This is a genomic window from Spirosoma flavus (assembly GCF_054778555.1).
Map to the genome: position 1 here is coordinate 92043 of NZ_BAAGZL010000006.1, position 26639 is coordinate 118681.

Below are 26639 nucleotides of genomic sequence, written 5' to 3' on the forward strand. Positions count from 1 at the left end.
TAAATATCGTTTATACGGTCGCTATCAGGCAGTTATAGCATGTTATAAGATACCAAATGAGTCTATCCAATAACTAAACTGACTCAAACCATTACTTCTCGACCATTAGCTCGTCCTACCCTTTCTATGGCAACGTACACAATGTTATTGCAGGAAAAGCCGCAGTCGACAGATATTCCTGAATTTTGTGAATCTGGTTTTTTCTTCAACGAACTTTCCCACCTGCAGCAGCAACAGGACGGTCAGTTCCATTTACTGACGGCACTAAATCAGACAACGCAACAGGCTGATGCACGCTGTGCTTTTTTCATACGTTCGAACGAAGCGGTCAGTCCAGGTGCAGCTCCGTTTGGCTCCATCGAGTTTACTGAAAAACTACCCGATTCTATTCTGGATGAATTTTTGGATACGCTTACCGAGTCGGTTCGGGCCACGGCGACCACTACGTTTCGATTAGTCAATTATCCCCACTGTTACGCTCCCGGACAAGCCCGTCGGTTAACGAGGAAGCTGTTTCGGCATGGTTTTCGGGTGGTCGAAACAAATCAGAATTTCTTCCTACCAATTAATAATCAGGATTTTGCCTCACTTGTTGAGCCGGAACAACGTCGTCGGTTGAACAAATGCCGAAATGCCGATTTTCAATTTAGTCAATGGAAAAATCCACCATTTACCACAGTCGTTGATTTTCTTAAAGAAACCCGACAGCAACAGGGCTACCGACTAACGCTCAGTCCTGAACGTCTGACTGAATTACTGCAAAATTTCCCCGATCAGTTTCTGGTGTTTGCGGTTACCGATGGGCCAAATCTGGCGGCTCTGACCGTAGCTGTCCGGGTACGTCACGATATTTTATACAATTTTATGCCTGCCTCCCATCCTGATTATCGCACGTTTAGTCCGATGGTTATGCTCACGGATGGCTTGTATACGTACTGCCAGCAGCAAGGTATTCGCCTGCTCGATTTGGGCGTATCGCTCGATAGCAACCATTGCCCAAAACCAAGTTTGATGCGCTTCAAACGCAATCTGGGTGCTGTTACGTCACCTAAATTAATTTTTGAGAAGGTGCTTTGAAATTATCGGAGCAGACATAGCACGAAAAAAGCGTCGGTTTTGACTAATTTTGCCGCAAAAACGCCATTATTTTGGGGCGTCTGAACTGATGCTTGAAACTACGTTTAATGCCGTTTCGGCTTTTTTTTCTGATCTGATCGCGTCGGTTTTGTCGCTGGCTAAAGTACTGATACGTTCGCGATGGGGCGTCCGGCTTCCAGCTTCGGAAAAAACACGATGTTCAATTTTAGGAAATGGTCCATCGCTCAATGATTCACTCACCAATCACCTCGATTTTTTACTTGAAACTGAATTGGTAGTTGTCAACGGCTTTGCCCTAACTGATTATTTTACGCGATTGCGTCCAACTAATTACATCATAGCCGACCCAAATTGCTTTACGTTTAATGAAAACACAACCGGTCGCGAAGATTTACAGCAGATCTTAAAATCGCTCATCGAACAGGTCGACTGGACCATGCGGCTCTACGTTCCGAACTTTGCGAAAGGCTCTTACTTCATTCGAAAAATACAGCTAGAGAACCGGCGCATCGAACTGGTTTTTTTTAATTCTACTCCGGTACGGGGTTTCAGGTGGTTCCGGTACTGGTTATACGGAGCTAATATGGGAATGTTACAGGCGCAGACCGTTGTGATTACGGCTTTGTTTCTGATGATTAACCGGAGATTCGAGCAGATCTTTCTGTTCGGAGCTGATACGTCCTGGCACGAGCAAATTAGAGTTGACGAGAGTAACCAGCTCTTGATCAAGCAAATTCACTTTTACGACAAACCGAAAGACGTCGATTTTGCGCCCGTTTACAGCGATGCTCACCGTACCCGCACGTTTTCTATGGCAAGTCAGTTTTTGTCGCTGCACAAAACATTTCTGGGTTACGAAGTCCTGCGCGAATACGCCGATTACCGCAAAGTGCCAGTTCTGAACGCCAGCAGTAAAAGCTACATCGACGCCCTTGAGCGGGTAATAATTCGCCAACCGTCAAGCCAATCCGTTGGAGAGTCTACGAATACGTAGCAGACGCACTCTCCACAAAGAAACGGCAACGTAGCAAAACATCTTTTTACAAGAAACGTAAAGCCAGATGCCTCGGTCGTCTGGCTTTCTTTTTTAGGCTACCTTTGCAGTCTAATTGCTTTAGATCAATCTCCGTCATTCGATAAGTGCTCTAACGAATTGACTGCCGGACATTTACCAGATTCATGCTTGACCTCACAAATAAATCCCTTCTGATTACGGGTGGCACCGGCTCCTTCGGCAAGAAATTTGTCGAAATGGTGTATCAACGTTACCCGGATGTTAAACGAGTCGTTATCTACTCGCGCGACGAACTGAAACAGTTCGAAATGTCGCAGTACTACCCGCAGTCGAAATATAAATCCATTCGGTTTTTCATTGGCGACGTGCGCGATGGCGAACGGCTCAAGCGGGCCTGCGAAGGCATCGACATCATCATTCATGCTGCCGCATTGAAGCAGGTTCCAGCCGCCGAATACAACCCAATGGAGTGTATCAAAACCAACGTGTTCGGGGCCGAAAACGTCATTAATGCCGCTCTAGACAACGGTGTCCAGCGCGTAGTAGCTCTCTCGACCGACAAAGCTGCCGCACCTATCAACCTCTATGGAGCCACCAAACTTTGCTCGGATAAGCTATTTGTAGCGGCCAACAACATGAAAGGTCGTCGCGATTTGCGGTTTTCGGTAGTACGTTATGGTAATGTAATCGGCTCGCGGGGGTCGGTGGTGCCATTTTTTCTGGAAAAGCGGAAAGACGGCGTTCTACCCATCACCCACCCCGACATGACGCGGTTCAACATTTCGCTGGAAGAAGGTGTCGAAATGGTATTGTATGCGCTTGAACACGCCTGGGGAGGTGAGATTTTCGTACCGAAAATTCCGTCATATCGCATCACCGAAATGGCCGAAGCCATCGCCCCAAATGCCGAACAACGTATCGTGGGCATTCGTCCGGGCGAGAAACTACATGAGGAAATGATTACCGAAACGGATTCGTTGAACACCATCGAAACGGACAAGTATTACGTTATAACGCCCGCGGCTCCGCTTTGGTGGACGATGGAGGAATACGCCCAGGCATTCAACGGAAAAATGGTGGAGATGGGCTTTAAATACAACTCCGGCACTAACACCGAATGGCTCAACGTAGCACAACTGCGCGATCAGATTCGTACACATGTCGACGCTGAGTTTAGTGTATAATTGGAGCCCCCCGTGTAGTAAAATGTATGATGAATAATGCCCAATTAGCCTTTTTCGATTGTTCATTATACATTATTCATTAATCATTAACTATTTATGAACCCGATTCCCTACGGACGCCAGCACATTACCGACGACGACATTGCCGCCGTGAATGCTGTGCTACGTTCCTCGCACTTAACACAGGGGCCAAAAATTGGCGAGCTCGAAGAGGCCTTTGCCCGATACGTTGGCGCTACGTATGCCGTTGCCGTTGCCAACGGAACGGCGGCTTTACATCTGTGCTGCATGGCGTTAAAAGTGGGCCCCGGAACGCGGGTCATTACGTCGCCGATTACGTTTTCGGCCTCAGCCAACTGTGTGCGCTACTGTGGGGGTGAAGTTCATTTTGCTGACATTGACCCTACCAACGTATTGCTCGACCCAAAAGCGGTACGTAGTATGCTCGAAAGCCATCCGAAGGGCTATTTTTCGGGAATAATACCGGTCGATTTTGCGGGTTATCCAGTCGATATGGTTGCTTTTCGGGAATTAGCGCGTGAATTTGGTTTGTGGATCATTGAAGATAGCTGCCATGCGCCGGGTGCTACGTTCGTTGATAAAAATGGTGTAACACATCGTAGTGGAGACGGGTCGTTAGCGGACCTGGCAATTTTCAGTTTCCATCCCGTTAAGCATATTGCTGCTGGCGAAGGAGGCATGATTACGACCAACGATAAAGAGCTTTATAATCATCTGCTTCGGCTTCGAACGCACGGCATTACCAACAAACCGGAAGAACTGACCCAACCCTACGCCAGTGAGCCTGAACGTGGGGGCTGGTACATGGAATTACAGGAGTTAGGCTACAATTACCGCCTGACTGATATACAAGCAGCCTTGGCACTGAGCCAGTTAAATCGTGTAGACGCCATGCTCGACCGTCGACGCGAATTAGCTGCTCGATACGACGCAGCTTTTGAAGAAGCTGCTGCCAATGGCATTCCGATACAGATCATAGTGCCACCGGCTGGCGTCGGTCATGCTTATCACTTATACGTGATTCAAACGCCTGACCGTAAGGGTTTATACGATTCGTTACGGAAGGACAATATTTTTGCCCAGGTGCATTACATTCCGGTTCACCTGATGCCTTATTACCGGCAATTCGGCTGGAAGCCAGGCGATTTTCCCCACGCTGAGCAATACTATGCGCAGTGCCTGAGCTTGCCACTATTTCCGACATTGACAGACGATGAGCAGAATTTCGTAATAAGTCAGGTTGATGCCTTTTTACACGTTAAATCTTCAGTAAACCCGAACTGAACCGATGCGTTCTTACCAGAGTCATCTCCAGGCCACCCAAAGTGCGGGCGAGACGTTAGTGGCGAATCGAAAACCCGTGCTGCGTTCATCGGCGATTTTTCCGGTGATGCATACCGGCGTGTATTCCAGTAAAGTCATTTTCATGGGATACTGGCTGCTGAAACGTAACATCCGCGAAGTGGGGCTGCTCTATACGCTACGTAATCAGGCGGGTACGTTGATTTCGCGGAAATACGTCCTGATTGACTCTGCCAAAGCTTGGTCAGTGCAGATGAGTGAGTACACCGATTTACTTCGGGAAAACGGTGAAGATGAAAACTTTACGGGTTCACTTGAACTGGAAATCTTTTCGACGCAGGATTTGGTGTTTCCGTATCCTGCCTTTGTGCTGGTGTATTTCAATGATACCTCCAGCAGCGTAGTGCATACGGTCGGGCGCGTTTACAACGACATCGAAGATCTACAGCAAAACAGTGAATATCAGGTAAGTGAGTCAGGCTTTGATATCTATGGCCGCGATGAACTGGCTCCATTTCTTAGTTTTACGAACGGACCGTTACCTTCTGAGCAGCCAACCGTAACCTACGAAATCGTTGACGCTCAGCATCGCACTACGTCCGGTACGTTTACTTTACCAGATCTTAAGCCTTACGAAACCGTTTTTTTATACCTGAAAGAGTATATCGACCTGAAAACGCTGCTTGGCGACGAGCCGGGCATGATACGTTTCGGACATAATTTTTCAGGATTTTTTCCGCGCTTTCTGGTTGGAAATCTTGACCAGAAGGCACGTAGCGTGAGCCTTACCCACTCTTACTACGACAGTTCGAGTGTGGGCGACAGCAAGGCTTACTGGCCTCGGCAGGACGACCGTTTCTGGGATTCGTCGATGTCTATTCCGCTGTATTTGACTGATAATTTTTTCACCAAACTGGTCGTTTATCCTGTTTTCTCGCCGTCCGATTTCTCGCTGTCATTTAAATTTTACGATGCAGAAGGGCAGTTTTTGGGCGAAGTTGTTGATGCGGAACATTTCCGGTCAGGCAGTAATCAATACGTTCAGATCGACTTGGGCAGTCTGGCAAAACAGGCGAACGTAGCACTCGAACAGGCAAAAACGGCGCAGGTAATTGGCCACTGGCCTGATGAAACGCGCATTCCAACCCGGCTCAAGTTTGGCCTGAACGTAGGGCAAAATGGACGCTTATCCGATTTGCCGAGTAACGTCTGTTTTTCGCCACAGGTAGGTAATCCGAAAGTTCTGGACAAACCTAGTACGTTCAAATGGGCGCCATTTGTGAACGTGGGAAACTCGGAAATAGCCCTGACCAACTCAGCCCCTTTACGCGATTACGATCGCTCCGCCAACGTAACGCTGTCGTTTTATCGGGAAGCCGACGAAACGGTTTTAGAACGTAGCTGCGTCGTTCCGCCAAATGGTTTGTATGCGATTCGCATCTCGGACGACGATGAGCTTCGGCATTTTTTCGGCGACAGCAGCGGCTGGATGACTGCCCGCGCCGACAATCCGTTTCTGAACGGTTATTACTTTGATTTCCACTCTGAAGGCGCTGTAGCCGCCGATCATTTATTTTAGTTTCATGATTCAACTACCCGATTTCTCTCGTTCATTCGAGTACGAAAACAACTATTACTGGTCTTCGGACATCAACCGAATGGCGAAAGTGATGGCCCATTACGAGCTGTATAAGCAAACAATCGACGTACCGGGAGCCATTGTGGAGTGTGGAGTTTTTAAGGGAGCTTCTTTAATTCGTCTTGCTACGTTCCGGCAACTACTGAATAACCCAGCAGCCAAAAAAATCATCGGATTCGACGCCTTTGGCCGCTTCCCCGAAACTGAGTTTGTAGATGACAAAGCCTGGCGCGAAAAATTCATTAAAGACTCCGGTGAAGAAGGTATCGGTACCGAGCAACTCATGACTGTGCTCAACCACAAAGGCATTGGGCAGAATGTTGATCTGGTTCAGGGCGATGTTTGTCAGACCATTCCTTCCTATCTGGAAAAACACCCCGAACTACGTATCAGTCTGCTCAACATCGACGTCGACGTATACGAACCCACGAAGGCCGTGCTTGAGCATCTCTACGACCGGGTTTTGCCGGGGGGAGTGATCATGTTGGACGATTACGCAAATGTATTCCCTGGCGCTAATGCGGCCGTTGAAGAATTTTTTTCGGGCAAATCAGTAGCAATCAAGCGTTTTCCCTACGCCGTAACGCCTTGTTATCTTGTTAAAAAATAATACCAACAATGCAGGTATGAGTAGCGTAGCGATTATTACGGCGCGTGGAGGTAGCAAGCGGATTCCCCGCAAAAATATCCGCCCTTTTCTTGGAAGGCCTATCATCGCTTACGTCATTGAAACTGCCCTTGCGTCTGGTCTTTTCGACGAAGTCATGGTATCGACCGACGACGACGAAATTGCAGACGTAGCACGCCAGTATGGAGCCTCCGTTCCGTTTTTACGAGCCGCCAAAACCTCAGATGATTTCGCAACCACCGCCGACGTATTGAATGAAGTACTAAGCAATTATAAACAGGCAGGAAAAGTATTCGACTTTGTCTGCTGCCTCTATCCTACTTCACCTTTCGTTACGTCCGACCTTCTGCAACGAGCGTTTGCTTTACTCACTGAAAAACAATTTGATACGGTATATCCGGTACAGCCATTCGGCTTTCCGATCCAACGGGCGGTGATGCTGAAGGATGAGCAGGTAGAGTGGTTTCAGCCGGAACATGCTCTGACACGTTCGCAGGATTTAGAACCGGCTTACCATGATGCCGGTCAGTTTTATTTTTTTAAAGTAGTGGCGTTCCTGCAAAAGCAGCGGCTTATAACAGATTATTCAGGAGGTATAGTCATTTATGAAATGGCGGCTCATGACATTGATAATGAAACAGATTGGCAAGTCGCTGAGCTTAAATATAGAATAAACAACGAGTCTCGATAGTCTTTCTAAACGCTCATGAAGCAACTCATTTTCCGAGCCGATGGGAACGCGCAGATTGGCATGGGTCATGTAATGCGATGCCTCGCGCTGGCCGCTATGTTGAAAAGTGATTTCTCTATGCAATTTGCTATCGTCGAGCCTGAATCTGAGATTTCTACGCTGATTAAAAAGGCTGGCTTATCTGTTTTTGCGCTTCCACCTGATGAAAATCAAACTGCATTTTTAGCACAGATTCAGCCCGAAAGCATTGTCGTGCTGGATGGTTATTCATTCGACAAGCCGTTTCAACGCGCGATTCGCGAACGGGCAAAAAAGTTAGTGTTTATTGATGATTTAATAAGTGGGCATCAGGTAGTTGACGTATTGGTTAATCATGCTGGTGGCGTTACGTCACAGGAGTACGACGCTGAGGCCTATACGCAGTTCTGTTTGGGACCACACTACGCCCTGTTACGTCCCGAATTTTTACGTAGCGAAGGATTTGGTACGTCACCTGAGAATGGTCCCGTTTTTGTCAGTTTGGGTGGTGCTGATCCACAGAACGTATCACTCACCGTCCTGGAAGCTATTCAGCAGGCCAACGCCGATTTACCTGTTCACCTGGTACTAGGCCCGTTTCATCCAAATCATCCGTCTATTGAAGCTTTTCAAAATCAATTGCCTAACCTGAAGATTCTGCAAAATCTAACAGCCAGTCAAATGGTTGACGAGATACAAAAATGTCGGCTAGCGATTACTGCTTGTAGTACCATCAGTTACGAAGTTTGTGCCGTAAATCGTCCTTTAATCGCAATTGTCACAGCCGAAAACCAGGATCGGCTGGCAAGGTTTCTGTCGGAAGAGAAATTGGCGCTTTCGGTTAATTTCCCAACTTTATTAACACAATTGACGCCTGTTCTAGCTCTCAACCAGATACTGAAATTGGCGATTCAGTCCTTTACGTTTTCGCCCGAAACGGCCGCCGAAACATTAATCAATCAGCGTCGTTTTTTTGATGGTCGTTCGCCAGAGCGATTTCGAAATTTGTTTCGAGAATTAAGTGCTTAATTCGTTCGAGAAAATCGTCACGTTCTTGCCATGTTTACTTATCGAACTGCTCAGCCCGCCGATTCTCGCCTATATTTTGACTGGGCTAACGATCCCGATACGAGGAAATGGTCGTTCAATTCAGCCCCTATTTCGTTAGAAACCCACACGGCCTGGTTTACTCGTAAACTTACCGACCCTAACTCTCTGTTGCTGTTGTTTTTCGATGATGCGAAAAAGCCTGTTGGTCAGGTACGTTTTGAACGCAAATCAGTAGCGGACATGCCCGACGAAATTATTATCAGTACGTCGGTCGATGCCCGTCAACGGGGGAGAGGCTATGCCGCTCAGCTCATTGCACAGGGTTGCGCCGTTTGCCGGAAACATTGGGAAGTTGTTACTATTCACGCCTATATTAAGCCTGATAATCAAGCTTCTATAAAAACCTTCGAGCGCGTAGGTTTTAAATTGTTGGATGAAAATAATATAAGTGGAGATATAAGTCTAGTATATAGTCAATCATACTAAAAAATGCTTTTCTAATACCATTTCCGTACCTAATTTTACTGTAGGATATACATATTATCAAACATTTATGACACGATATTTACTAATACTCCCCTTTCTTTCTGTTGTTTTTCATGCCTTTGGACAAGATCCTTCTTCTGACAGATGGATAGACAACGGAGATGAAACCCAGATTACCCTGCCGTCAAGTCTTAGTGGCAGGGTATCAATCCTTAAAGGAAACCCTAATGCAAACACCTACAACGAACTTCTTCGAGTAGGCGTAACCCATGCTCCTACAGATTTTATCGGCTTTAGGAATGGAACTACAACCAATGGTTTTAATCCTGTTCTGTTGGCTTATAATGAAAGTTTAACAAATGGTTCGACATTGACTATGGCGGGCATGACGAACTATGCTGGTGATGTTGGTAACTGGCCCATGATGTTATTCGACGTGAGAAAGCAAACTGATAATACGCTAACTAGTGGAGCAGCTCCTATTGATAACCGACCTCTATTTGCCTGGCGAAACCACACTACCGTTTATATGCAAATGCTGGCAAATGGCAACATAGGCGTTGGCACCACATCTCCACAAGCTCAGCTACATACTACTGGCTCTGTTCGATTTAGTGGTGTGCCTTCTGGCTCGGGAAGTAGCGTAATTATGGCTGATGCTTCTGGAAGCTTAAGCCGGTATAATCTGCCTGCCAATTCTGTCCTGACTTCGTTCAGTGGCACATCGGCGACAAACGTGATACCTAAACTTAATAGTGCTGGGTCGTTACAAAACAGCCAATTAACCGATGATGGAACGAATGTTGGATTAGGTGGTCCGCCGATGAGCGAGGCAAAACTCACATTATATGGAACCCTGCGCATGATGTCGGATGCACGGACAAAAGAAAATGTGACTCGAATGACTGGCGCCTTACAAAAAATAGACGCCCTCAATGGCTATTTTTACGACTGGAAGGGACAGTCAGCAAAGCGTGAAGTTGGCTTTTTAGCACAGGAAGTAGAAAGTGTTTTGCCTGAAGCTGTCTCTGAAAATGCTGATGGTGTTAAATTCCTAAACTATAATGGGGTGCTTCCACTATTAACCGAAGCCTTAAAGGAACAACAAAAACTGATTAGCCAACAAGGTGAACTAATCAGGCAACTTCAGCAGGAAATTCGTGATATTAAGAAAAAATAAGACACTATAAATACGTTACAAAGCTGTTCACGTATCACACCATTGAAACCTTTCGAATGATGTGATATGTTGAACAGTTTTATTTTTGCATAAAATTTAACATTTGTATTGTCATACGTAATGACACATTCTCAACCGATTCAGGTTGCCCAGTTTACCATAAGTCCTTCACATCGGCCCTTTGTGATTGCCGAGATGTCGGGAAATCACAACCAGTCGCTGGAGCGGGCACTGGAAATTGTAGATGCTGTAGCCGATGCCGGTGCCCATGCCCTCAAACTCCAGACGTACACCCCCGATACCATTACGTTCAATGGAGCATCGGAGGAGTTTTACATTCGGGATACCAAGTCGCTGTGGGCCGATAAAAATCTGTACAAACTTTACCAAGACGCATACACGCCCTGGGAGTGGCACAAACCGATTTTTGAACACGCCCAAAAACGGGGCATGATCGCTTTCAGTTCACCTTTTGATACGACCGCCGTCGATTTTCTGGAGTCACTGAACGTACCGCTGTATAAGATTGCCTCCTTTGAAAACACCGACCATATTCTGCTCAAAAAGGTAGCGCAAACGGGCAAACCGGTCATTATGAGCACCGGCGTAGCGTCAGTGGCCGACCTTGACGAATCGGTGAAAGTGCTACGTGCCAACGGCTGCAAAGACCTTATTTTGCTCAAATGCACCAGTACGTATCCGGCCACACCCGAAAGCACGAATCTGCTCACCATTCCGCACATGCGACAGCTGTTCGACGTACCCGTTGGCCTTTCCGACCATACAATGGGCATTGGAGCAGCCGTAGCAGCCGTAGCACTAGGTGCGGTTGTGCTCGAAAAACACGTAACACTACGTCGCGCCGATGGCGGTGTTGATTCCGCTTTCTCATTGGAACCTGACGAGTTAAAAAGTCTCGTCATCGAAACCGAACGGGCGCATCTGGCGATGGGACAGGTGAACTACACGCTTACGTCCAAGGAAGAAAAAAGTCTGCAATTCAAGCGGTCGCTCTACGTAGTGCGCGATATGAAAGCGGGCGATACGTTCACACCCGAAACGGTACGTAGCATTCGTCCGGCCAACGGTTTGCACACTCGCTATTACGACAACATTCTCGGCAAAACCGCAACACAAGACATCTCCGCTGGCACCGCGCTGGACTGGAATCTTATAAAGAGTGAAAGAGCGAAAGAATGAACGAGCGAATAGCTGGGCTGGCGTCAGCAACTTTCGCTCATTCACTCTTTCGCTCTGTCACTTTTTCACTACATGGGTATCATTAAACGGCAAACCATTCAGAGTTCGATTTACGCCTACGCGGGTGTAGCCGTTGGATTTTTTACGCAGGGAATTTTCTTTCCAAACCTTCTAAGTGAAGCGCAAGTCGGCTTACTTACGTTGCTGATTTCACTGGCTCAGGTCTTATCGCAGGCGTCGAATCTGGGACTGAACGGCGCTGGCGGACGTTATTTTCCGTACTTCCGAAATGCCGACCGGCAACACAATGGGTATTTGCTCATCACGACGTTCGTTACGTTTATAGGTTTCGGAATGTGCGTGCTGTTGCTATGGCTGGCGCGTCCATGGGTGATCGATTTTTATCAGAAAGAGTCGTCGCTATTTGTTCAATATTATTATCTGCTTATCCCGCTGACACTTTTTACGGTTTATTTCACCGTTTTCGATAACTACGCCCGGTTACTTTATGACCCTGTTACCGGTACGTTGTTGCAACAGTTTGTACAGCGCGTGCTCGTGCTGGTAGCAGGTGGGCTGTACTGGATGGGCTGGGTTACGTTTCCACAGTTTCTAATCTGCTGGTTATGTGCGTTCTTTTTGCCGCTTGTCCTGATTATCATCAGCGTAGCGCGCGACGAAGCTTTGTTTTTCAAGCGAACGTTTGTCTCAATCGATGCAAATTTGCGCCGAAACCTGATGCGTTACGCTGGCCTGACGCTTACTTCGGCCCTATCGACGCAGATCGTCTGGACGATTGATAAAGTAATGATCAACAGTAAACAAGGGCTGGGTGATACAGGAATTTACGGAACAGCCTCTTATTTCGCTGCGGTAATTGCCATTCCGGCAACGGCACTTTACAAAGTGTCAGGTACGCTTATTGCCGAATCCTGGAAGAGTAATGATTTAAAAAACATAGCTAGTATTTATCGAAAAAGCTGTCTGAATCAGCTCATTGCGGGTTGTTTAGTGTTTGTGGGCGTAGCGGCTAATTTGCCTAATGTATTTCGGTTTCTGCCCGAGAGTTATGCCGCCGGGTACTACGTTATTTTGTGGCTTGGACTCGGAAAATTGATTGATATGGCGACTGGCGTAAATGGAATTATCCTGAATACGTCGCGTTTCTACACCTATGATTCGCTGTTCTTTGTGATTCTCATATTCATTACAATTGCCGCCAATCAATATCTGATTCCTCGCTACGGCATCAATGGGGCAGCCATTGGTGCTGCCTTTGCTACGTTTCTTTATAACCTGGTTAGAACTTTGTTTGTGGGGTTTGCCTTTAAGTTGCAGCCGTTTACCTGGCAAAATGTAGTGGTTATCGGACTGGCGCTTGGCGTTTGGTGGTTGGCTGTTCAGCTTCCTTACCCAAGTGCCGATGCTCCAAAATGGCGTACGCTCGTTGATATGGCCTGGCGTTCCGCGCTGATTACCAGTTTGTTTGGAGGGTTGGTAATTTCGTTGAAATTATCGTCTGATATTAATGAGACAGTAGTAGGGTTGCGAAAACGTTTTTTTTCAAAGAAGTAAGGTTATAAAGTTTTTCCGTCTACAAAGTCAGCTTTATAATTCTACAATTTCTCTACATCCCTATGTGGTTTTTTAAATTCTTGTTTACTGAATCCGCCCGCTTGCTACGTTCAGTAGAAGGTCGTCGGTTGCTATGGCTGGCGCTACGTTACGGTGATCGGCCACGAAATCAGCCACTCGACGTAACGTTCGGACGGTATACATTTCGGGTTCCGGATGCGCTGTCGTTCGTCTGGCAGTTTCGGGAAATTTTTGTCGATGAGTTTTACCAGTTCCCGACAACCAATCTGAATCCGGTGATTTTCGATTGTGGTACAAACATCGGCACCAGCATCGCTTACTTCCGTCAGACGTATCCGAATGCACGTATCGTTGCTTTTGAGGCCGATGAACAAATCAGCGCCATTTTGCAGAATAATCTCAAGCAGAACCAGATTACGGGTGTAGAAATTGTGACGAAAGCAGTCTGGACAAACGAAGATGGTATCTGGTTTGGCAGTGATCAGGCTGACTCTGCGTCGATTTATTCGCAAACCGACCGAAAACTCGTGCCTTCGATACGTCTGCGCGATTTTTTGCTTCGTGAAACCCGCATCGACATGTTGAAAATGGACATCGAAGGGGCCGAAACCGACGTACTGACCGACTGTCAGGATGCGCTGGCTCATGTTCAAAATATGTTCGTGGAATTTCATGCTTACCTCGATCACCCACAAACGCTGGCCAACGTAGTGACTATTCTGGAGAAAAGCGGTTTTCGGTATTACGTCAACACCAGCCAATACCGCCACGCGCCCTTGGTCAATCGTCGTTACAAAGGCAACGACAGTATGGACCTGCAATTGAATATCTTTGCGTATCGAAACTAGTTAGCGGCCATGACAGGCTCTGGCTGTCATAATCGCGTTAGCAGCTAATAGAGTTGCTGCGACGTAGCCGACAGCCGGAGCCTGTCGGAGCCCTTAACAACTGTCGACCGCTCCGGCGGCCCGGTAACGACTCTTTTTATGATCGACAAAATTCTTTCCCGTCCTGAATTTCAGCAAGAACCGCCCGTACTGGTGGACATTGGTGCTTCGGGGCAACTTCATAATCGCTGGAAAACGTTTGCCAAATATTCGATTTGCATCGCCTTTGATGCCGACGACCGTGACTTTGGCTACGTTGAAAGTGAATCAGGGCATTTCCGGAAGTTGTATACGTTTAACCACATCGTTACGGCGATCGACACGCCAAATGATACCTCTGATTTTTACCTGACGGCTTCGCCCCACTGCTCCAGCCTGCTACGTCCGCGACCTGATTTGATTGAGGAATATGCATTCGCGCCAAAGTTTGAGCCGACGAAAGTTGTTAAACTAAAAACGCGAAGCCTTCGCTCTACGTTAGATAGCCTGAATATCAATCAAGTCGACTGGTTCAAAACTGATTCGCAGGGCACTGACCTTCGTTTGTTTCGTAACCTCGGCGAGGATCGTATGAAAAACGTATTGACTGCCGAATTTGAGCCTGGTATTACGTCGATTTACGAAGGCGAGGACAAATTATATACGCTGCTGCAAGTGATGGAAGAAACCGGCAGTCACTGGCTGGCCGAATTACTGCCCAAAGGATCGCCACGGATTACTCCTGCGTTGCTGGACAGTTTTACAACAAGTCCATTGCTGAAAAAATTTGTGCTTTTTTCGCTCAAAAACAGCGCTGTCTGGGGCGAAATGACGTACCTGAACCGCTTTGCTGACGAATCGACGCTGACGCTACGTAACGTGTTGCTGGGCTGGGTGTTTGCCACTACGTTGAAGCAGCACGGCTTTGCCCTTATTCTGACCCAGAAAGCAAAAAGTCGTTTTTCGGACCCGATTTTCGCCGAAATGGAAGCGTACTCGCGTCGGCGTATCTGGGGTCGTGTGTTTGGTTTAGGATTCTGGCCCGAGGTGGTTAAGAAATTTGATAAACTACTGGGGCGGTGAGAGTTACGCACCTTAGCACGTATCACCTGTTTGGCGGGGCGGCTGTAGCAGCCAACCGGCTCCATCGGGCGTTGCAGAAGCAGATATGGACCAATCCATCGGTAGAAAGCAGCATGCTTGTTGGTATGCCCAATCGTTTGGAGAAGCATCGTCCGGCGCCGGGCGTTACGTATCTGGCCAATAACTTTCTGGCCGAACAAACAGCTTTTGGCCGATTTGTAGCCGAACGACTCTACTTTTTACCCCACGAACGCGATCATTCGGTGCGTTTTCAGTTTTCGCCGGCGCAGTTTGGAGCCAACCTGAGTTTTCACCCGGCCATTCAGCAAGCCGACGTACTACACCTGCACTGGATCAACTTCGGCTTTTTGTCCATCAATACACTACGTTCGCTATTTGAGCTGGACAAACCCATCGTCTGGACATTACACGATCAATGGGCGTTTACGGGAGGCTGCCATTATGCGCGCGGCTGCGATCATTTTCTAACGCATTGCCGTAAGTGCCCCTACCTGAAAAAACCGGATGATCACGATTTATCGTACCGGGTTTTTGAGAAGAAGCTGCGTCTCTTTGAACGCGCTAAAGTGCATTTTACGCCACCAAGCAATTGGTTAGCCAGTGAAGCGCAACGTAGCGCGTTATTACGCAATTTTCCGTTTACGGTAATTCCGTATGCGATTGACCAGAACGTTTTTCGGCCGATTGAACGTAGTGAAGCCAGCGCCCATCTGAATTTACCAATCGGCAATCAGCCACGGATTCTGTTTGGGAGCGCGAACGTAACAGATGTCCGCAAAGGTTTCCGCTATTTTGCCGAAGCGCTTTCTCTATTGCATCAACAGCAACCGGAACTGAAGCCTGAAATTCTGGTTTTTGGCAAAGGTCGAACGTACCTGTTTAACGAACTCCCCTATCCGATCCAACATCTGGGTGTACTAACATCCGAGAGCGATATTGTGGCGGCTTACAATGCCGCCGACGTAATGGTAGTACCTTCGCTGGAAGACAATTTACCCAACACGGTGATTGAATCATTGGCCTGTGGTACACCTGTCGTTGGTTTTCGAACGGGCGGCATCCCTGAAATGATCGATCACGAGCAAAACGGTTATCTGGCAGACGTTCACAATGCCCAGCAGCTCGCCGACGGTCTGGCTTTTGTACTCACCCACGATACGTCCCAAAACCTACGTAACAACGCCCGTCAATCGGCCGAAAGTCGATTCTCGGAAGCCGTTGTAGCTCGTCAACATATAGAATTGTACGAAAAATTAATGAGCGAAAGAGCGAAAGAATGATAGAGCGGCCTACCGGATGGCTTTCAACATCCGCTGCGGCACTCTATCATTCTTTCGCTCTTTCGCTCTTTACCACATGCCAACCATATCCATCATCACCATTACGTACAACGCTGAGCGGTTTCTGGAGCGCACGATTCAGAGCCTGGCCGAGCAGCATGTGACTGATTTTGAGTATATTATTGTGGATGGCGCGTCGACAGATGGTACGTTAGCAATTATCCGAAAATACGAGCAATACGTTACTCGCTGGATTTCGGAGCCGGACAAAGGACTTTACGACGCCATGAATAAAGGGCAGCGAATGGCAACCGGCGAATACGTCTGGTTTATGAATGCGGGCGATGAACTGCATGATGCACAAACGCTCCCGAATTTGCTGGTGCAAATCAATGCTACAAAAGCCGATGTGTATTACAGCGACGCGCTTTTTATACGTAACGACGGCACACCGGTTGGACTACGTAGCGAGGTTACGCCACACACACTCCCCCACCAGTTGACCTGGCGCGATATGGCTCTCGGGATGAAAGTGTGTCATCAGGCTTTTGTGGCGAAACGTGCGATTGCTCCCAATTATCCAACAAATAACCTTAGTGCCGACCTCGACTGGGAGATTCGGTGCCTGAAAAGTGCCAAAACGATTCAGTATCTGCCGTTCGTCTTATGTAAATATCTTGTCGGAGGATTATCTGTACAGCAACACCGCCGGTCGTTGACCGACCGTTTCAAAGTTCTGACGAACCATTTTGGGCTGCTGACCACGCTCTGGAATCACGGACGGATTTTGTGGCGGGCTAACCGATTTAACCGACAGTAAATTTTATTTGAAATACATGGCATCAACATGACCGTTCGTGCTACTTAGTTCAACAAAGCATTTTAAAAGCCAATGTTGACAAAACATCATATTGTGCATTTTTTAAATTTTGTATGAAATACAAGGGATAATTGCAAAACGGATGCCTTTAGATTGGGAAATGCGGATAAATTTGCGGGGTTTAAAGTAACTCCCTGCTGACCTTTTTGTGATATTTCTTTAAAAAATTGAATTGACCTATGAAACGAATAGCTGTTTTTACCTCGGGTGGCGATGCGCCGGGTATGAACGCCTGTATCCGAGCGGTTGTTCGGGGGGCGGTCTACCACGGTATCGAAGTGTTCGGCATCCGCCGGGGGTACAGCGGAATGATAAATGGCGATATTTTTCAGATGACCTCGCACTCGGTAAGCAATATCGTACAGCGAGGGGGTACTATTCTGAAGTCGGCACGTAGTAAAGAATTCATGACGCCCGAAGGCCGCGCTAAAGCACACGATCAACTCAAAAAATTTGATATTGAGGGACTTGTAGCGATTGGCGGTAACGGTACGTTCACCGGAGCTACCCTTTTCTATGACGAATACGGCATTCCAACCGTGGGTGCGCCGGGTACCATCGACAACGACCTGTATGGCACGGATTACACCATTGGCTTCGATACAGCCGTGAACACAGCTCTGGAAGCAATCGATAAAATTCGTGATACCGCCGACTCGCATGACCGCATCTTTTTTATTGAAGTGATGGGGCGCGACTCAGGTTATATTGCCATTCAGTCGGGTATTGCGGGGGGCGCCGAAATGGTAATGGTTCCCGAAGTATTGACCCCTATTTCGGAAGTTGTTGAAGCGTTGAAATCGGGCTGGAGCCGACAGAAATCCTCGTCAATTGTAGTAATCGCCGAAGGCGAGGAAGCAGGCAACGCGGTAGTTATTTCCGAAAAAATCCGTCAGCAGATACAAACCGATATTGATATGCGGGTTACTACACTGGGGCACATTCAACGGGGCGGTATTCCAACCGCCTACGACCGGATTCTGGCCAGCCGACTGGGACTGGGTGCTCTGGAGGGGCTTATGAATGGCGAAAAGAACGTAATGGCAGGTATCGTTAATAACGAACTCATTTACACGCCTTTCCGAGACACTATTCGCCTGCCGAAGCCAATTAATGAAGACTTATTAAGGATGGTAAAAATCCTGAGCGTTTAATACGTAGCGCGGAGTGGAATTCGCAGTCGCTTTTGTTTCGGGTTTCCCCGTCCTAATACAACCTTAGCCCGCTCATGCGGGCTAAATCATTTATAAGCAGGTTTGGAAAACTAAAATTAACTAATCACCTTTATCCATAAATCTACAAGACTATTAGCATACATGTTTGCGAGTACCGCTTAAATCTATTTTCTATCATGACTTCATTGCCCCCCTCAATAGCTGCTGATTTACCCGAAAACGTAACCCATGTAACGTATCAGATCGCAGGTTTCGACCGGGTTAATTTCGTCAGTGACATTACGCAGGCCGTACCACAATCTGACAGTTACCTCATTAAGTCAATAGCCTTTGAGGCCGATGGTGTGCAGGCTAACGGGTTGTTGACCGTACAAATGCAGGGCGATACGTTGTTTGCTGACAAACTGATTCAGCGGTTGCGAATGGTGCGCGGGTTGGTAAGTGTACAAGCATTATCGCAGTAGGCTAACTTATTTATTTAATATTCTGGTTTTCCTGACCCGTTGCGGCTAGCTTGCGTAGAGTTTCCAGTTGCCGGAACACGAGTTTCATGAATGATAAACAAACGTATGATGCCGTAGTAGTTGGGTCTGGCCCGAACGGACTTAGTGCGGCTATTACGTTGCAATTGGCTGGTCTTTCGGTGCTGGTGCTGGAAGCGAAAGAAACCATTGGCGGAGGTCTCCGCTCGGCTCAGCTTACCCTGCCCGGTTTTGTGCATGACGTTTGTTCGGCTATCCATCCATTGGCGGTAGGTTCGCCGTTTTTCCAAAAGTTGCCGCTGGCAGAACATGGACTGGAGTTTATCAATCCACCGATTTTAGCGGCTCACCCTTTCGATGACGGCACGGCGGCTGCCCTCAGGCAATCGCTTCCTGAAACAGCCAGCTCTCTTGGCGCTGATGCACTGACGTATTATAGCCTTCTTGAGCCAATAGTACGTACCTGGCCCTCCCTGGCTCCAGACGTATTAGGCCCGCTACGTTTCCCGAAACACCCCATTGATCTGGCCCGATTTGGATTGGATGCCCTGCTTCCGGCCACGCAGTTACTCAAGCAGTTTACGACAAAAGAAGCCAGAGGACTTCTGGGTGGGATGGCGGCTCATGCCATTCAGCCACTTACAAACCTCACTACGTCGGCAATTGGGCTGGTGCTCACTGCCGCCGGACATCTATACGGATGGCCCATCCCCAAGGGCGGTTCACAGTCGATTGCCAACGCACTGGCGTCTTACTTCACTACGTTAGGTGGCGTTGTTGAAACAGGACGACTGGTTCGGTCGATGCAGGATATTCCCAAAGCACGGACGGTGCTGTTCGACCTAACGCCGAAGCAATTGATACGTATTGCGGGCGAACATCTGTCTACTACGTATCGGAAACGATTGGAGACGTATCGATATGGCATGGGGGTCTTCAAAATCGACTGGGCGCTCAGCGAACCTATCCCGTTTACGGCTCCCGAATGTCGGCAGGCAGGAACGGTGCATATCGGGGGTACATTGGAAGAAATTACGGCGGCTGAACAGGCGGCTTCCGATGGCCAGCACCCCGAAAAACCATTCATTTTACTGGCTCAGCAAAGCCTTTTCGACCCGACTCGTGCACCTGATGGACAACACACGGCCTGGGCATATTGCCACGTTCCCAATGGCTCCACCATCGACCGAACCGACGCCATCGAACAGCAAATTGAACGGTTTGCGCCCGGTTTCCGCGACTGTATTCTGAACCGTCATACCATGAATACCCAACAAATGGAAGCCTACAATCCGAACTACATTGGGGGCGATATAAATGGAGGTATCAGCGATATTGGTCAGTTGTTTACGCGCCCAATTGTTAGCTTTTCACCGTATAAAACTTCCGCACCAGATATTTTTCTTTGTTCTTCCTCCACTCCACCGGGCGGTGGGGTGCATGGCATGTGCGGGTATCATGCTGCGCGAGTGGCGCTACGTAGCGTTTTCGAATTACCCGTTCCTGTTACGTTGGATCCAACTTCAAAGAGCGAAAGAATGAAAGAGTGAAAGAGCGAAAACTATCCAGGAAATTCGCTCTTTCACTCTTTCATTCTTTCGCTCTTTGAATTAGTATTTTATCATAAACTCGCTCAGATTCGTGTCAGCTTCCAGATTGAGCTTTTTACGGAGCCGATACCGTTTCAATTCTACACTACGGTGCGTAATATTCAGCAATTGAGCAATCTCTTTAGTCGACAGGTTCATGCGCAGGTAGGCCGCTAGTTTTAAATCGCCCTGACCTAGATCGGGATATTGTTCGAAAAGCCGTTTCAGAAATTGCTCGTGAACTTTATTGAAATTTGTCTCAAAGATTTTCCAATCCTGTTCGCTGGAAATATTCGTGTCAATCAACGTATTTATCCGGCCAAAGTCATCGCTGGGCAGCCTTCCGTTCAGTTTCGTTTTTGTCTTGTTCAGTTCTTCTTTGAGTTGTAACAGCAGTTCGTTTTTCTGAATCAGCACCATTGTCGAATTGGCAAGCTCTTCCGATTTCTGAATCAGGCCCTGCTCCAACTGCTCTTTTTGCAGGAGAATAATTTCGCGCTGGCTTTTCTCTTCCTGTCGACGCAACTTCGTTTCCATTCGTTTCTTGAGGCGCTTTTGTTGGCTATCCACCCGGCGTAAATGCAGCACATACAACAGTCCGCAGAACCCGGTTAGCAGAATCAGATACACTAGCTTACTCCAGGTTGTCCAAAACCAGGGCGGACGAATCTCGAACGAAAGTGTACTTTCGACAGGACTCAGGTTCGATTTTAAATGAAATACGTAGTGTCCGGGCGGCAGACTATTAAACTCCTTCTGATGACTCGTTGTGAGGGGCGACCAGGCTCGGGTACTATTTTCAAGCCAATAGCTATACTTGACAGGCTGGGTATAATAAGGAGTCGAGAACGTAATAAGCAAATTCGATTGGTCGTGGGCGAACGACAACGTAGTGCCCGACTGCGTACCCCAGAACACGTTACGTTCTTCCTGCTCGTCTACGGTAGTGATCATACGAATAACGGGCGCAGGTACCGAACGTAGCGGACGTTGTAACTCGTTTCGGGGCACCAGCGCAAACCCGTTCTCGCGGCAAAAAGCGACGTAGTCAGCGTCTAAATCGGCAATTTTCTCGTAATCCTCAACCCATTGATTGGTTTGTACGGGTACATCTGCCGACACGCGCCCATTTGTTTTCGTCCATCCAACCGTACCATCTTGCCGAAGCAGAAACAAGCTGGAATCGGTCATCGGAAAAATTTTACGAATGTTATTTTCCGCCCACGGATAGATACGGGAAGCGGGCACGAAGCGATCGTTAGCCTCATCATACAGCTGCAAACCTTCTGTCGACGTAACAATAATGCGTTTTTGCACGCGGCAAAGATTAAGTGCAGAGCCATGTATCTTATCACTTCCATAATCAGTAACAGCTACCGCTCGGGTCAAATCATCCGACAGCCGGATTCGCTGCAAACCCAGATTCGAGGCTTTATTGACCCAGATGTTTCCGGAATCATCTTCGTTTAGCTGACGTACAGGCCCTTGAAATCCTGAGACTTTGTTCAGAAATGTCCACTTACCCTGTTGATCTTTTTGATAGAGGCAAAGACTCGTGTATGTTCCCTGTATGAGCTTATCAGGATGTTTTTTCATCCGATCTAATACCCATCCACCTGTTACGTTGGAAAGCAGTTGTGCCTGTGTGCCTTCGATGCGAAACGTTCCTTTATTATGACCACAAAGCAATTGATTATCAACTACTGCCAAATCCCAGACCTGTCCCTGCGTACCCTGAATAAGTGAAAATTGGGTGTCAGGCTTCTCCAGAGACTTTTGATACACCCCCTGATTCGTACCCAGATAAAGCGTATTTCCGTACCGGGCAATGTCGTAGGGTGTCCCCAGATTACCGTCAATGTCAGAGAAATAACGTACCGGCGAGCTTAAGTTGATCATGTCGATACCTTTATCCAGCCCCGCCCACAAATTACCATCAACATCGCTACGTAGCGACAAAACCGTGTTGTTTTGCAGGCCGGTTTTTTGATTAAGATGGTAACGTATCTGCCCATCGGCATTGGTGATGAACACCCCATTCAGCAACGTACCGAACGCGTACAAATCTTGTTTTATTAATACGCCCCGATTAAGCTGATCATGCTGCAGTAACCTATTAAGTTGCTGATTAAAAGGCCTGAACTGACTGCCATCATACGAATAAACGGTACGGTCGGTGCCGACGAGTATCTTTTGATCGCCTAGCGGGAGTATTGTCGTGACGGTTTCGCGCCCCAGAAACTCGCTCCCGTTGATCAACTTATAATTCTGGCCCTTCAATTCGTAAAGACCTTTGCCCATCACTTCAAGCAAAAGTCGGTCATGTACCGAATGGATAAAGAGAATAGTGGCTGGTGGCGGCAAAAAGTGCATCCGCCCCTGTTCGTACCGATAGACGAAGGCGAACGACTGGAATAAAACGCCCTGTTTTGTAATCAAAATATTCCAGATTTCTTCCTGCAGAAATTGCTTTTCCCCAATTAGCGGAACCAGAGAATGATACGTTAAAACACCATTTGTGCCCGGAAACCAGTACCCGAATTCGCCCAAAGCACCCGTAAAAATCCGTCCTTCTGAATCAATTGCTACCGAGCGAACACGCTGTTTACGGGGCAGTTCATATACTTTCCAGTTACTACCGTCAAATTCCAGTAACCCTTTTGAATTGGCAAAGTAGATAAACCGGGTCTTCGGATGTTGCGCGGCTCCCCAATTCTGATTGTAAGCGCCGTAGCTCTGACGCGTATAATGAACTAATTCAGGCTGACAAAAACTATAATTCGACTGTGCTGAAACCGGTATCCAACCGGTAATAAGTAGCCCCAAAATAAAACGGAGTAGATGTCCTGAAGCCGACAATAAACTGCGCTTAAAATTCTTCATAAAATGATCTTTCAAAAACGGGTTGATGTGGCAAAATCATCAAAAACAAGCTAAATAAGCTGGTATGATGTGGTAATGATGTACCCGTATTTTCGATACGAATCTACACACTACGTACTTTTGTGCAAAAAAATAGTAGAAAAATGTTGCGAATTCTCGTTATCTATTTAGCGATCGCTTGATGCTAGATAACCTATTTGGAATTGAGCGACATGAATCTTAACCTGACAACTTATGAAATCTCTTCATCTACCTTTTACAACAAAAAGGCTAGTGAAACTGCTCACGGTACTTTTTTTCTTTGTCCATACCCAAGTAGTCTGGGCAGGAAAGGCCCCAATTCGAATAACTGGTAAAGTCACCGATGGACCAGCAGGTCAGGGGCTTCCGGGCGTCACAGTGCAGGTAAAAGGCACAGCTACAGGAACGGTAACTGACGGTACCGGAACGTACTCCATTCAGGCGGAAGAGAACGCTACGTTGGTTTTTTCGAGTATTGGTTTTCAGACAATTGAAGTCGCCGTGGGGGGACGTAGCACTATTGACGTAGCATTGGTGGAAGATACCAAATCACTCAGTGAGGTTGTGGTCGTCGGCTATGGTACGCAGCGCAAATCGGACGTAACAGGAGCAACTGTTACCATCAAAGGTGAAGAATTAGTAAAACAGCCGGTTCTGACCGCTACGCAAGCCCTTCAGGGAAAAGCGGCTGGTGTTCAGATTATTAGTAGTGGACAGCCGGGTACGTCGCCAGTGATTCGGATTCGTGGAACCAGTACGGCGCTGGCGGGCACAGCAGCTCTGTATGTTGTCGATGGCGTTTTGACTGACGACATCACGAATATTAATACTGCCGACATTACCAATATCGACGTATTAAAAGATGCTTCAGCGACAGCCATTTACGGCGCTCGTGGTGCGAATGGTGTCGTCATTATTACTACTAAGCGCGGAACGGTAGGTAAAATGACCGTGAACTATTCGGGAAATGCAGGCTTCCGGTTACCCGCTAATCTGGTTCAGATGGCGAATGCCGCTGAATATGCCAATTACGTCAGCACAGCGAGTGGAAACGTAATAAGCCCCGGCACTACGTCAACAGATTGGTATGGACAAATTTTACGGACCGGCTTCCAGCAAAATCACGGTTTATCGGTGAATGGCGGAACAGACAAATCGACGTATTTCCTGAGCGCGGGCTACTTTACCGATCAGGGTATCGTCATCAATAATGTGTACAAACGCTTTACGCTACGTGCCAACAATGATTTCACATTTAATAAAGTTGTAAAGGCGGGGATAACGGCCTCGTATTCAAACGGAAATAACCAGATTGCTAATCTGGGTTCGGCGTATAATAATGCTTACCGGGCGGCTCCTATTATCCAGTCGAAAGCTGGTAATAAATATGGCAATACGTCTGTCTATCAAAATGTTGGCAATCCAATTCTTGATATTCAGAATAACGATAATCATGAGACCGATAACCGTCTGTTAGGGTCGGCTTATCTGGAACTTAAGCCGGTTGAGTGGCTCACGCTACGTAGCAACATGGGTGGCGACTGGACGAATCTGAACAGCCGGGTTTATAATTACCGATTTGAAAACGACACTGCTACGTTCATTAATCCCGGTGGCAATCAGCGCAATCCGAACAGTAATTTAAATTTCGCCAACACGCGTACTTTTCACTGGACCTGGGACAACCTCGTTACATTCAGCAAAAAGTTCGATAAACACGCCATTACAGCATTAGTTGGAACAACCGCTGAAGAATATACGCAGGTGAAATTTTCGGCTTATCGGAAGGACGTACCGGCAACGCCCAGCCTCTGGTATATCGGAACCGGTAATGCCAATACGTCGACCAACGATGGCTCCGGCGATAAATACACAAGAAACTCGTACATCGGTCGGCTGAACTACAATTTCGACGAGAAATATCTATTCACCGCTACGTTACGTGTTGATGGGTCGTCGCGGTTTCCGAGTCAGAATCGCTGGGGTTATTTCCCATCGGTGGGCGCTGGCTGGTTGATTTCCAATGAATCATTTATGCAGAACCAGCGCATATTCGACGTGCTCAAGCTGCGGGCCAGCTGGGGTCGGGTTGGTAACGACCGGGTTCCATCGGATTCTTATACCGTGACTGTTCAGCCAAACTTAGCTTATCCGTTTGGCGGGGGCGTAGCAACACCAGGTAGCGCGATTACGCAGATTAAAGACCCAAATTTAAAATGGGAAACGACCGAAGAAATTGACTTTGGCGCTGAGTTCTCGGCCCTAAACGGACGCCTGACGGGGGAAATCAACTATTACGACAAAAAAGCCCGCGACCTGCTGATTAACGTAAAAGTGCCGTCGGTAACGGGCGATGCTGATGGGGTAGTATTAACCAATGCCGCTTCGATTCAGAACCAGGGTCTGGAAGTAACCCTGAACTGGCGGGGCAAAATCTCGAACGACCTCTCCTACCGTGTGGGTGGTAATGCTACGTTAAATAAAAACAACGTGATCGGACTGAACGGCGGACAGCCGATTCTCGACGGGGGCGTCGGGGCCAATCAGCAATATACCACTCGCACCGACAATGGGCAACCGGTTGGCAGTTTCTATGTGCTTCAGGTGCTGGGTGTTTTCCAGAGCGATGAAGAAATTGCCAATTATAAAAATGCAGGTGGACAGACTATTCAACCGTCTGCTTCACCGGGCGATTTCCGCTATCAGGACACCAACGGCGACGGACGTATTGACGACAACGACCGCGTGTTTGTGGGGTCTTATCAGCCAAAAGCGTATTTCGGTCTAAATCTCGGATTAACGTTCAAGGACCTTGATTTCAGCGTTGATTTTTACGGTAACGTAGGGAATCAGGTGTACAACGGCAAGCGTGGTGTTCGGCAGAACGTACTGGATAACGTAGAGCGCTCGATGGCTTATAATCGCTGGACTCGCTCGAACGGCTCCCAGACCGAACCGGGTGCCAACAGCGGAAATCTGCCTGCATCGACATACTTCGTTGAGTCGGGTTCGTTTGCCCGGATTAACAACGCTACGTTGGGTTACAAGCTACCAGCAGCCCTGATCAACAAAGTTCATGTGAGCAGTGCACGGGTGTTTGTAACCGCGCAGAATATTCTGACAATGAAGAAATACAGCGGATTTACGGCTGAACTTCTATCAGATTCGCCGACGAAGCAGGGTATTGAATTGAATGCCTATCCAACTACACAAACGTATGCCATCGGCCTTAACGTAGGCTTCTAAACTCA

The 26639-nt window shown here is 47.7% G+C and carries 21 protein-coding genes; 20 read left to right on the forward strand and 1 reads right to left on the reverse strand.

Annotation, left to right across the window (positions count from 1 at the left end):
* Nucleotides 1–126: 126 nt before the first annotated feature.
* The 19 genes from ACYVF1_RS25820 to ACYVF1_RS25910 all read left to right on the forward strand — a co-directional run bounded on the left by ACYVF1_RS25820 (nucleotide 127) and on the right by ACYVF1_RS25910 (nucleotide 20445).
* Nucleotides 127–1077 carry a GNAT family N-acetyltransferase gene (locus ACYVF1_RS25820; RefSeq protein WP_461084403.1) on the forward strand — a complete coding sequence of 317 codons (951 nt, stop codon included), beginning with the start codon at nucleotides 127–129 and terminating at the stop codon, nucleotides 1075–1077.
* Nucleotides 1078–1126: 49 nt separating this feature from the next.
* Nucleotides 1127–2092 (forward strand): hypothetical protein, encoded by a 966-nt coding sequence (locus tag ACYVF1_RS25825; protein ID WP_461084405.1) that lies wholly within the window; start codon nucleotides 1127–1129, stop codon nucleotides 2090–2092.
* Between the two features lie 185 nt (nucleotides 2093–2277).
* Nucleotides 2278–3297 carry a UDP-N-acetylglucosamine 4,6-dehydratase (inverting) gene (pseB, locus tag ACYVF1_RS25830; RefSeq protein WP_461084407.1) on the forward strand — a complete coding sequence of 340 codons (1020 nt, stop codon included), beginning with the start codon at nucleotides 2278–2280 and terminating at the stop codon, nucleotides 3295–3297.
* Between the two features lie 96 nt (nucleotides 3298–3393).
* On the forward strand, nucleotides 3394–4602 hold the full coding sequence (gene pseC, locus ACYVF1_RS25835) for a UDP-4-amino-4,6-dideoxy-N-acetyl-beta-L-altrosamine transaminase (protein WP_461084409.1): 1209 nt from the start codon (nucleotides 3394–3396) through the stop codon (nucleotides 4600–4602).
* A 4-nt stretch (nucleotides 4603–4606) separates the two neighbouring features.
* Nucleotides 4607–6199, forward strand: a complete 1593-nt coding sequence (locus ACYVF1_RS25840) for a hypothetical protein (protein ID WP_461084411.1) — start codon at nucleotides 4607–4609, stop codon at nucleotides 6197–6199.
* Between the two features lie 4 nt (nucleotides 6200–6203).
* A complete protein-coding gene (locus tag ACYVF1_RS25845) occupies nucleotides 6204–6869 on the forward strand; it encodes a TylF/MycF/NovP-related O-methyltransferase (protein WP_461084412.1) in 666 nt (221 codons plus the stop codon).
* A 16-nt stretch (nucleotides 6870–6885) separates the two neighbouring features.
* Complete coding sequence (pseF, locus tag ACYVF1_RS25850) at nucleotides 6886–7578, forward strand: pseudaminic acid cytidylyltransferase (RefSeq protein ID WP_461084841.1); 693 nt, start codon at nucleotides 6886–6888, stop codon at nucleotides 7576–7578.
* A 15-nt stretch (nucleotides 7579–7593) separates the two neighbouring features.
* Nucleotides 7594–8625, forward strand: a complete 1032-nt coding sequence (gene pseG, locus ACYVF1_RS25855; RefSeq protein WP_461084414.1) for a UDP-2,4-diacetamido-2,4,6-trideoxy-beta-L-altropyranose hydrolase — start codon at nucleotides 7594–7596, stop codon at nucleotides 8623–8625.
* Between the two features lie 30 nt (nucleotides 8626–8655).
* Entirely contained in the window at nucleotides 8656–9132 is a 477-nt protein-coding gene (locus ACYVF1_RS25860) for a GNAT family N-acetyltransferase (RefSeq protein ID WP_461084416.1), read from the forward strand.
* Nucleotides 9133–9199: 67 nt separating this feature from the next.
* Nucleotides 9200–10312 (forward strand): tail fiber domain-containing protein, encoded by a 1113-nt coding sequence (locus ACYVF1_RS25865; RefSeq protein WP_461084418.1) that lies wholly within the window; start codon nucleotides 9200–9202, stop codon nucleotides 10310–10312.
* A 120-nt stretch (nucleotides 10313–10432) separates the two neighbouring features.
* A complete protein-coding gene (gene pseI / locus ACYVF1_RS25870; protein WP_461084420.1) occupies nucleotides 10433–11512 on the forward strand; it encodes a pseudaminic acid synthase in 1080 nt (359 codons plus the stop codon).
* 72 nt (nucleotides 11513–11584) lie between these two features.
* Nucleotides 11585–13087, forward strand: coding sequence for a lipopolysaccharide biosynthesis protein (locus ACYVF1_RS25875; protein WP_461084422.1), 1503 nt, complete (start codon nucleotides 11585–11587; stop codon nucleotides 13085–13087).
* 62 nt (nucleotides 13088–13149) lie between these two features.
* Nucleotides 13150–13956 carry an FkbM family methyltransferase gene (locus ACYVF1_RS25880; protein ID WP_461084424.1) on the forward strand — a complete coding sequence of 269 codons (807 nt, stop codon included), beginning with the start codon at nucleotides 13150–13152 and terminating at the stop codon, nucleotides 13954–13956.
* A 138-nt stretch (nucleotides 13957–14094) separates the two neighbouring features.
* The gene (locus tag ACYVF1_RS25885) at nucleotides 14095–15057 is read left to right on the forward strand and encodes a hypothetical protein (RefSeq protein WP_461084426.1); all 963 of its coding nucleotides are present in this window, start codon (nucleotides 14095–14097) and stop codon (nucleotides 15055–15057) included.
* Complete coding sequence (locus tag ACYVF1_RS25890) at nucleotides 15054–16358, forward strand: glycosyltransferase family 4 protein (protein ID WP_461084428.1); 1305 nt, start codon at nucleotides 15054–15056, stop codon at nucleotides 16356–16358. Before ACYVF1_RS25885 ends, ACYVF1_RS25890 begins: the two co-directional genes overlap by 4 nt.
* Nucleotides 16359–16434: 76 nt before the next feature.
* On the forward strand, nucleotides 16435–17178 hold the full coding sequence (locus tag ACYVF1_RS25895; protein ID WP_461084430.1) for a glycosyltransferase family 2 protein: 744 nt from the start codon (nucleotides 16435–16437) through the stop codon (nucleotides 17176–17178).
* A 239-nt stretch (nucleotides 17179–17417) separates the two neighbouring features.
* Nucleotides 17418–18392, forward strand: coding sequence for a 6-phosphofructokinase (gene pfkA / locus ACYVF1_RS25900; protein WP_461084432.1), 975 nt, complete (start codon nucleotides 17418–17420; stop codon nucleotides 18390–18392).
* Between the two features lie 197 nt (nucleotides 18393–18589).
* Entirely contained in the window at nucleotides 18590–18877 is a 288-nt protein-coding gene (locus ACYVF1_RS25905) for a hypothetical protein (protein ID WP_461084434.1), read from the forward strand.
* 86 nt (nucleotides 18878–18963) lie between these two features.
* Nucleotides 18964–20445 (forward strand): phytoene desaturase family protein, encoded by a 1482-nt coding sequence (locus ACYVF1_RS25910; RefSeq protein ID WP_461084436.1) that lies wholly within the window; start codon nucleotides 18964–18966, stop codon nucleotides 20443–20445.
* 60 nt (nucleotides 20446–20505) lie between these two features.
* Here the strand turns inward: ACYVF1_RS25910 and ACYVF1_RS25915 are convergent, their stop codons facing one another.
* Nucleotides 20506–23367 carry a ligand-binding sensor domain-containing protein gene (locus ACYVF1_RS25915; protein ID WP_461084438.1) on the reverse strand — a complete coding sequence of 954 codons (2862 nt, stop codon included), beginning with the start codon at nucleotides 23365–23367 and terminating at the stop codon, nucleotides 20506–20508.
* Nucleotides 23368–23601: 234 nt separating this feature from the next.
* Between ACYVF1_RS25915 and ACYVF1_RS25920 the strand changes: the two genes are divergently transcribed.
* The gene (locus tag ACYVF1_RS25920; protein ID WP_461084440.1) at nucleotides 23602–26634 is read left to right on the forward strand and encodes a SusC/RagA family TonB-linked outer membrane protein; all 3033 of its coding nucleotides are present in this window, start codon (nucleotides 23602–23604) and stop codon (nucleotides 26632–26634) included.
* The last annotated feature ends 5 nt before the right edge of the window (nucleotides 26635–26639 follow it).

What these genes read in the sequence shown, in the direction of transcription:
- ACYVF1_RS25920 (WP_461084440.1), top strand. Translation starts at nt 23,602, where the DNA reads ATGAAATCTCTTCATCTACCTTTTACAACAAAAAGGCTAGTGAAACTG.
- ACYVF1_RS25895 (WP_461084430.1), top strand. Translation starts at nt 16,435, where the DNA reads ATGCCAACCATATCCATCATCACCATTACGTACAACGCTGAGCGGTTT.
- pseG (WP_461084414.1), top strand. Translation starts at nt 7,594, where the DNA reads ATGAAGCAACTCATTTTCCGAGCCGATGGGAACGCGCAGATTGGCATG.
- ACYVF1_RS25820 (WP_461084403.1), top strand. Translation starts at nt 127, where the DNA reads ATGGCAACGTACACAATGTTATTGCAGGAAAAGCCGCAGTCGACAGAT.
- ACYVF1_RS25915 (WP_461084438.1), bottom strand. Translation starts at nt 23,367, where the DNA reads ATGAAGAATTTTAAGCGCAGTTTATTGTCGGCTTCAGGACATCTACTC.
- pseC (WP_461084409.1), top strand. Translation starts at nt 3,394, where the DNA reads ATGAACCCGATTCCCTACGGACGCCAGCACATTACCGACGACGACATT.
- pseI (WP_461084420.1), top strand. Translation starts at nt 10,433, where the DNA reads ATGACACATTCTCAACCGATTCAGGTTGCCCAGTTTACCATAAGTCCT.
- ACYVF1_RS25845 (WP_461084412.1), top strand. Translation starts at nt 6,204, where the DNA reads ATGATTCAACTACCCGATTTCTCTCGTTCATTCGAGTACGAAAACAAC.
- pseB (WP_461084407.1), top strand. Translation starts at nt 2,278, where the DNA reads ATGCTTGACCTCACAAATAAATCCCTTCTGATTACGGGTGGCACCGGC.
- ACYVF1_RS25875 (WP_461084422.1), top strand. Translation starts at nt 11,585, where the DNA reads ATGGGTATCATTAAACGGCAAACCATTCAGAGTTCGATTTACGCCTAC.
- pseF (WP_461084841.1), top strand. Translation starts at nt 6,886, where the DNA reads ATGAGTAGCGTAGCGATTATTACGGCGCGTGGAGGTAGCAAGCGGATT.
- pfkA (WP_461084432.1), top strand. Translation starts at nt 17,418, where the DNA reads ATGAAACGAATAGCTGTTTTTACCTCGGGTGGCGATGCGCCGGGTATG.
- ACYVF1_RS25840 (WP_461084411.1), top strand. Translation starts at nt 4,607, where the DNA reads ATGCGTTCTTACCAGAGTCATCTCCAGGCCACCCAAAGTGCGGGCGAG.
- ACYVF1_RS25880 (WP_461084424.1), top strand. Translation starts at nt 13,150, where the DNA reads ATGTGGTTTTTTAAATTCTTGTTTACTGAATCCGCCCGCTTGCTACGT.
- ACYVF1_RS25865 (WP_461084418.1), top strand. Translation starts at nt 9,200, where the DNA reads ATGACACGATATTTACTAATACTCCCCTTTCTTTCTGTTGTTTTTCAT.
- ACYVF1_RS25860 (WP_461084416.1), top strand. Translation starts at nt 8,656, where the DNA reads ATGTTTACTTATCGAACTGCTCAGCCCGCCGATTCTCGCCTATATTTT.
- ACYVF1_RS25910 (WP_461084436.1), top strand. Translation starts at nt 18,964, where the DNA reads ATGAATGATAAACAAACGTATGATGCCGTAGTAGTTGGGTCTGGCCCG.
- ACYVF1_RS25905 (WP_461084434.1), top strand. Translation starts at nt 18,590, where the DNA reads ATGACTTCATTGCCCCCCTCAATAGCTGCTGATTTACCCGAAAACGTA.
- ACYVF1_RS25885 (WP_461084426.1), top strand. Translation starts at nt 14,095, where the DNA reads ATGATCGACAAAATTCTTTCCCGTCCTGAATTTCAGCAAGAACCGCCC.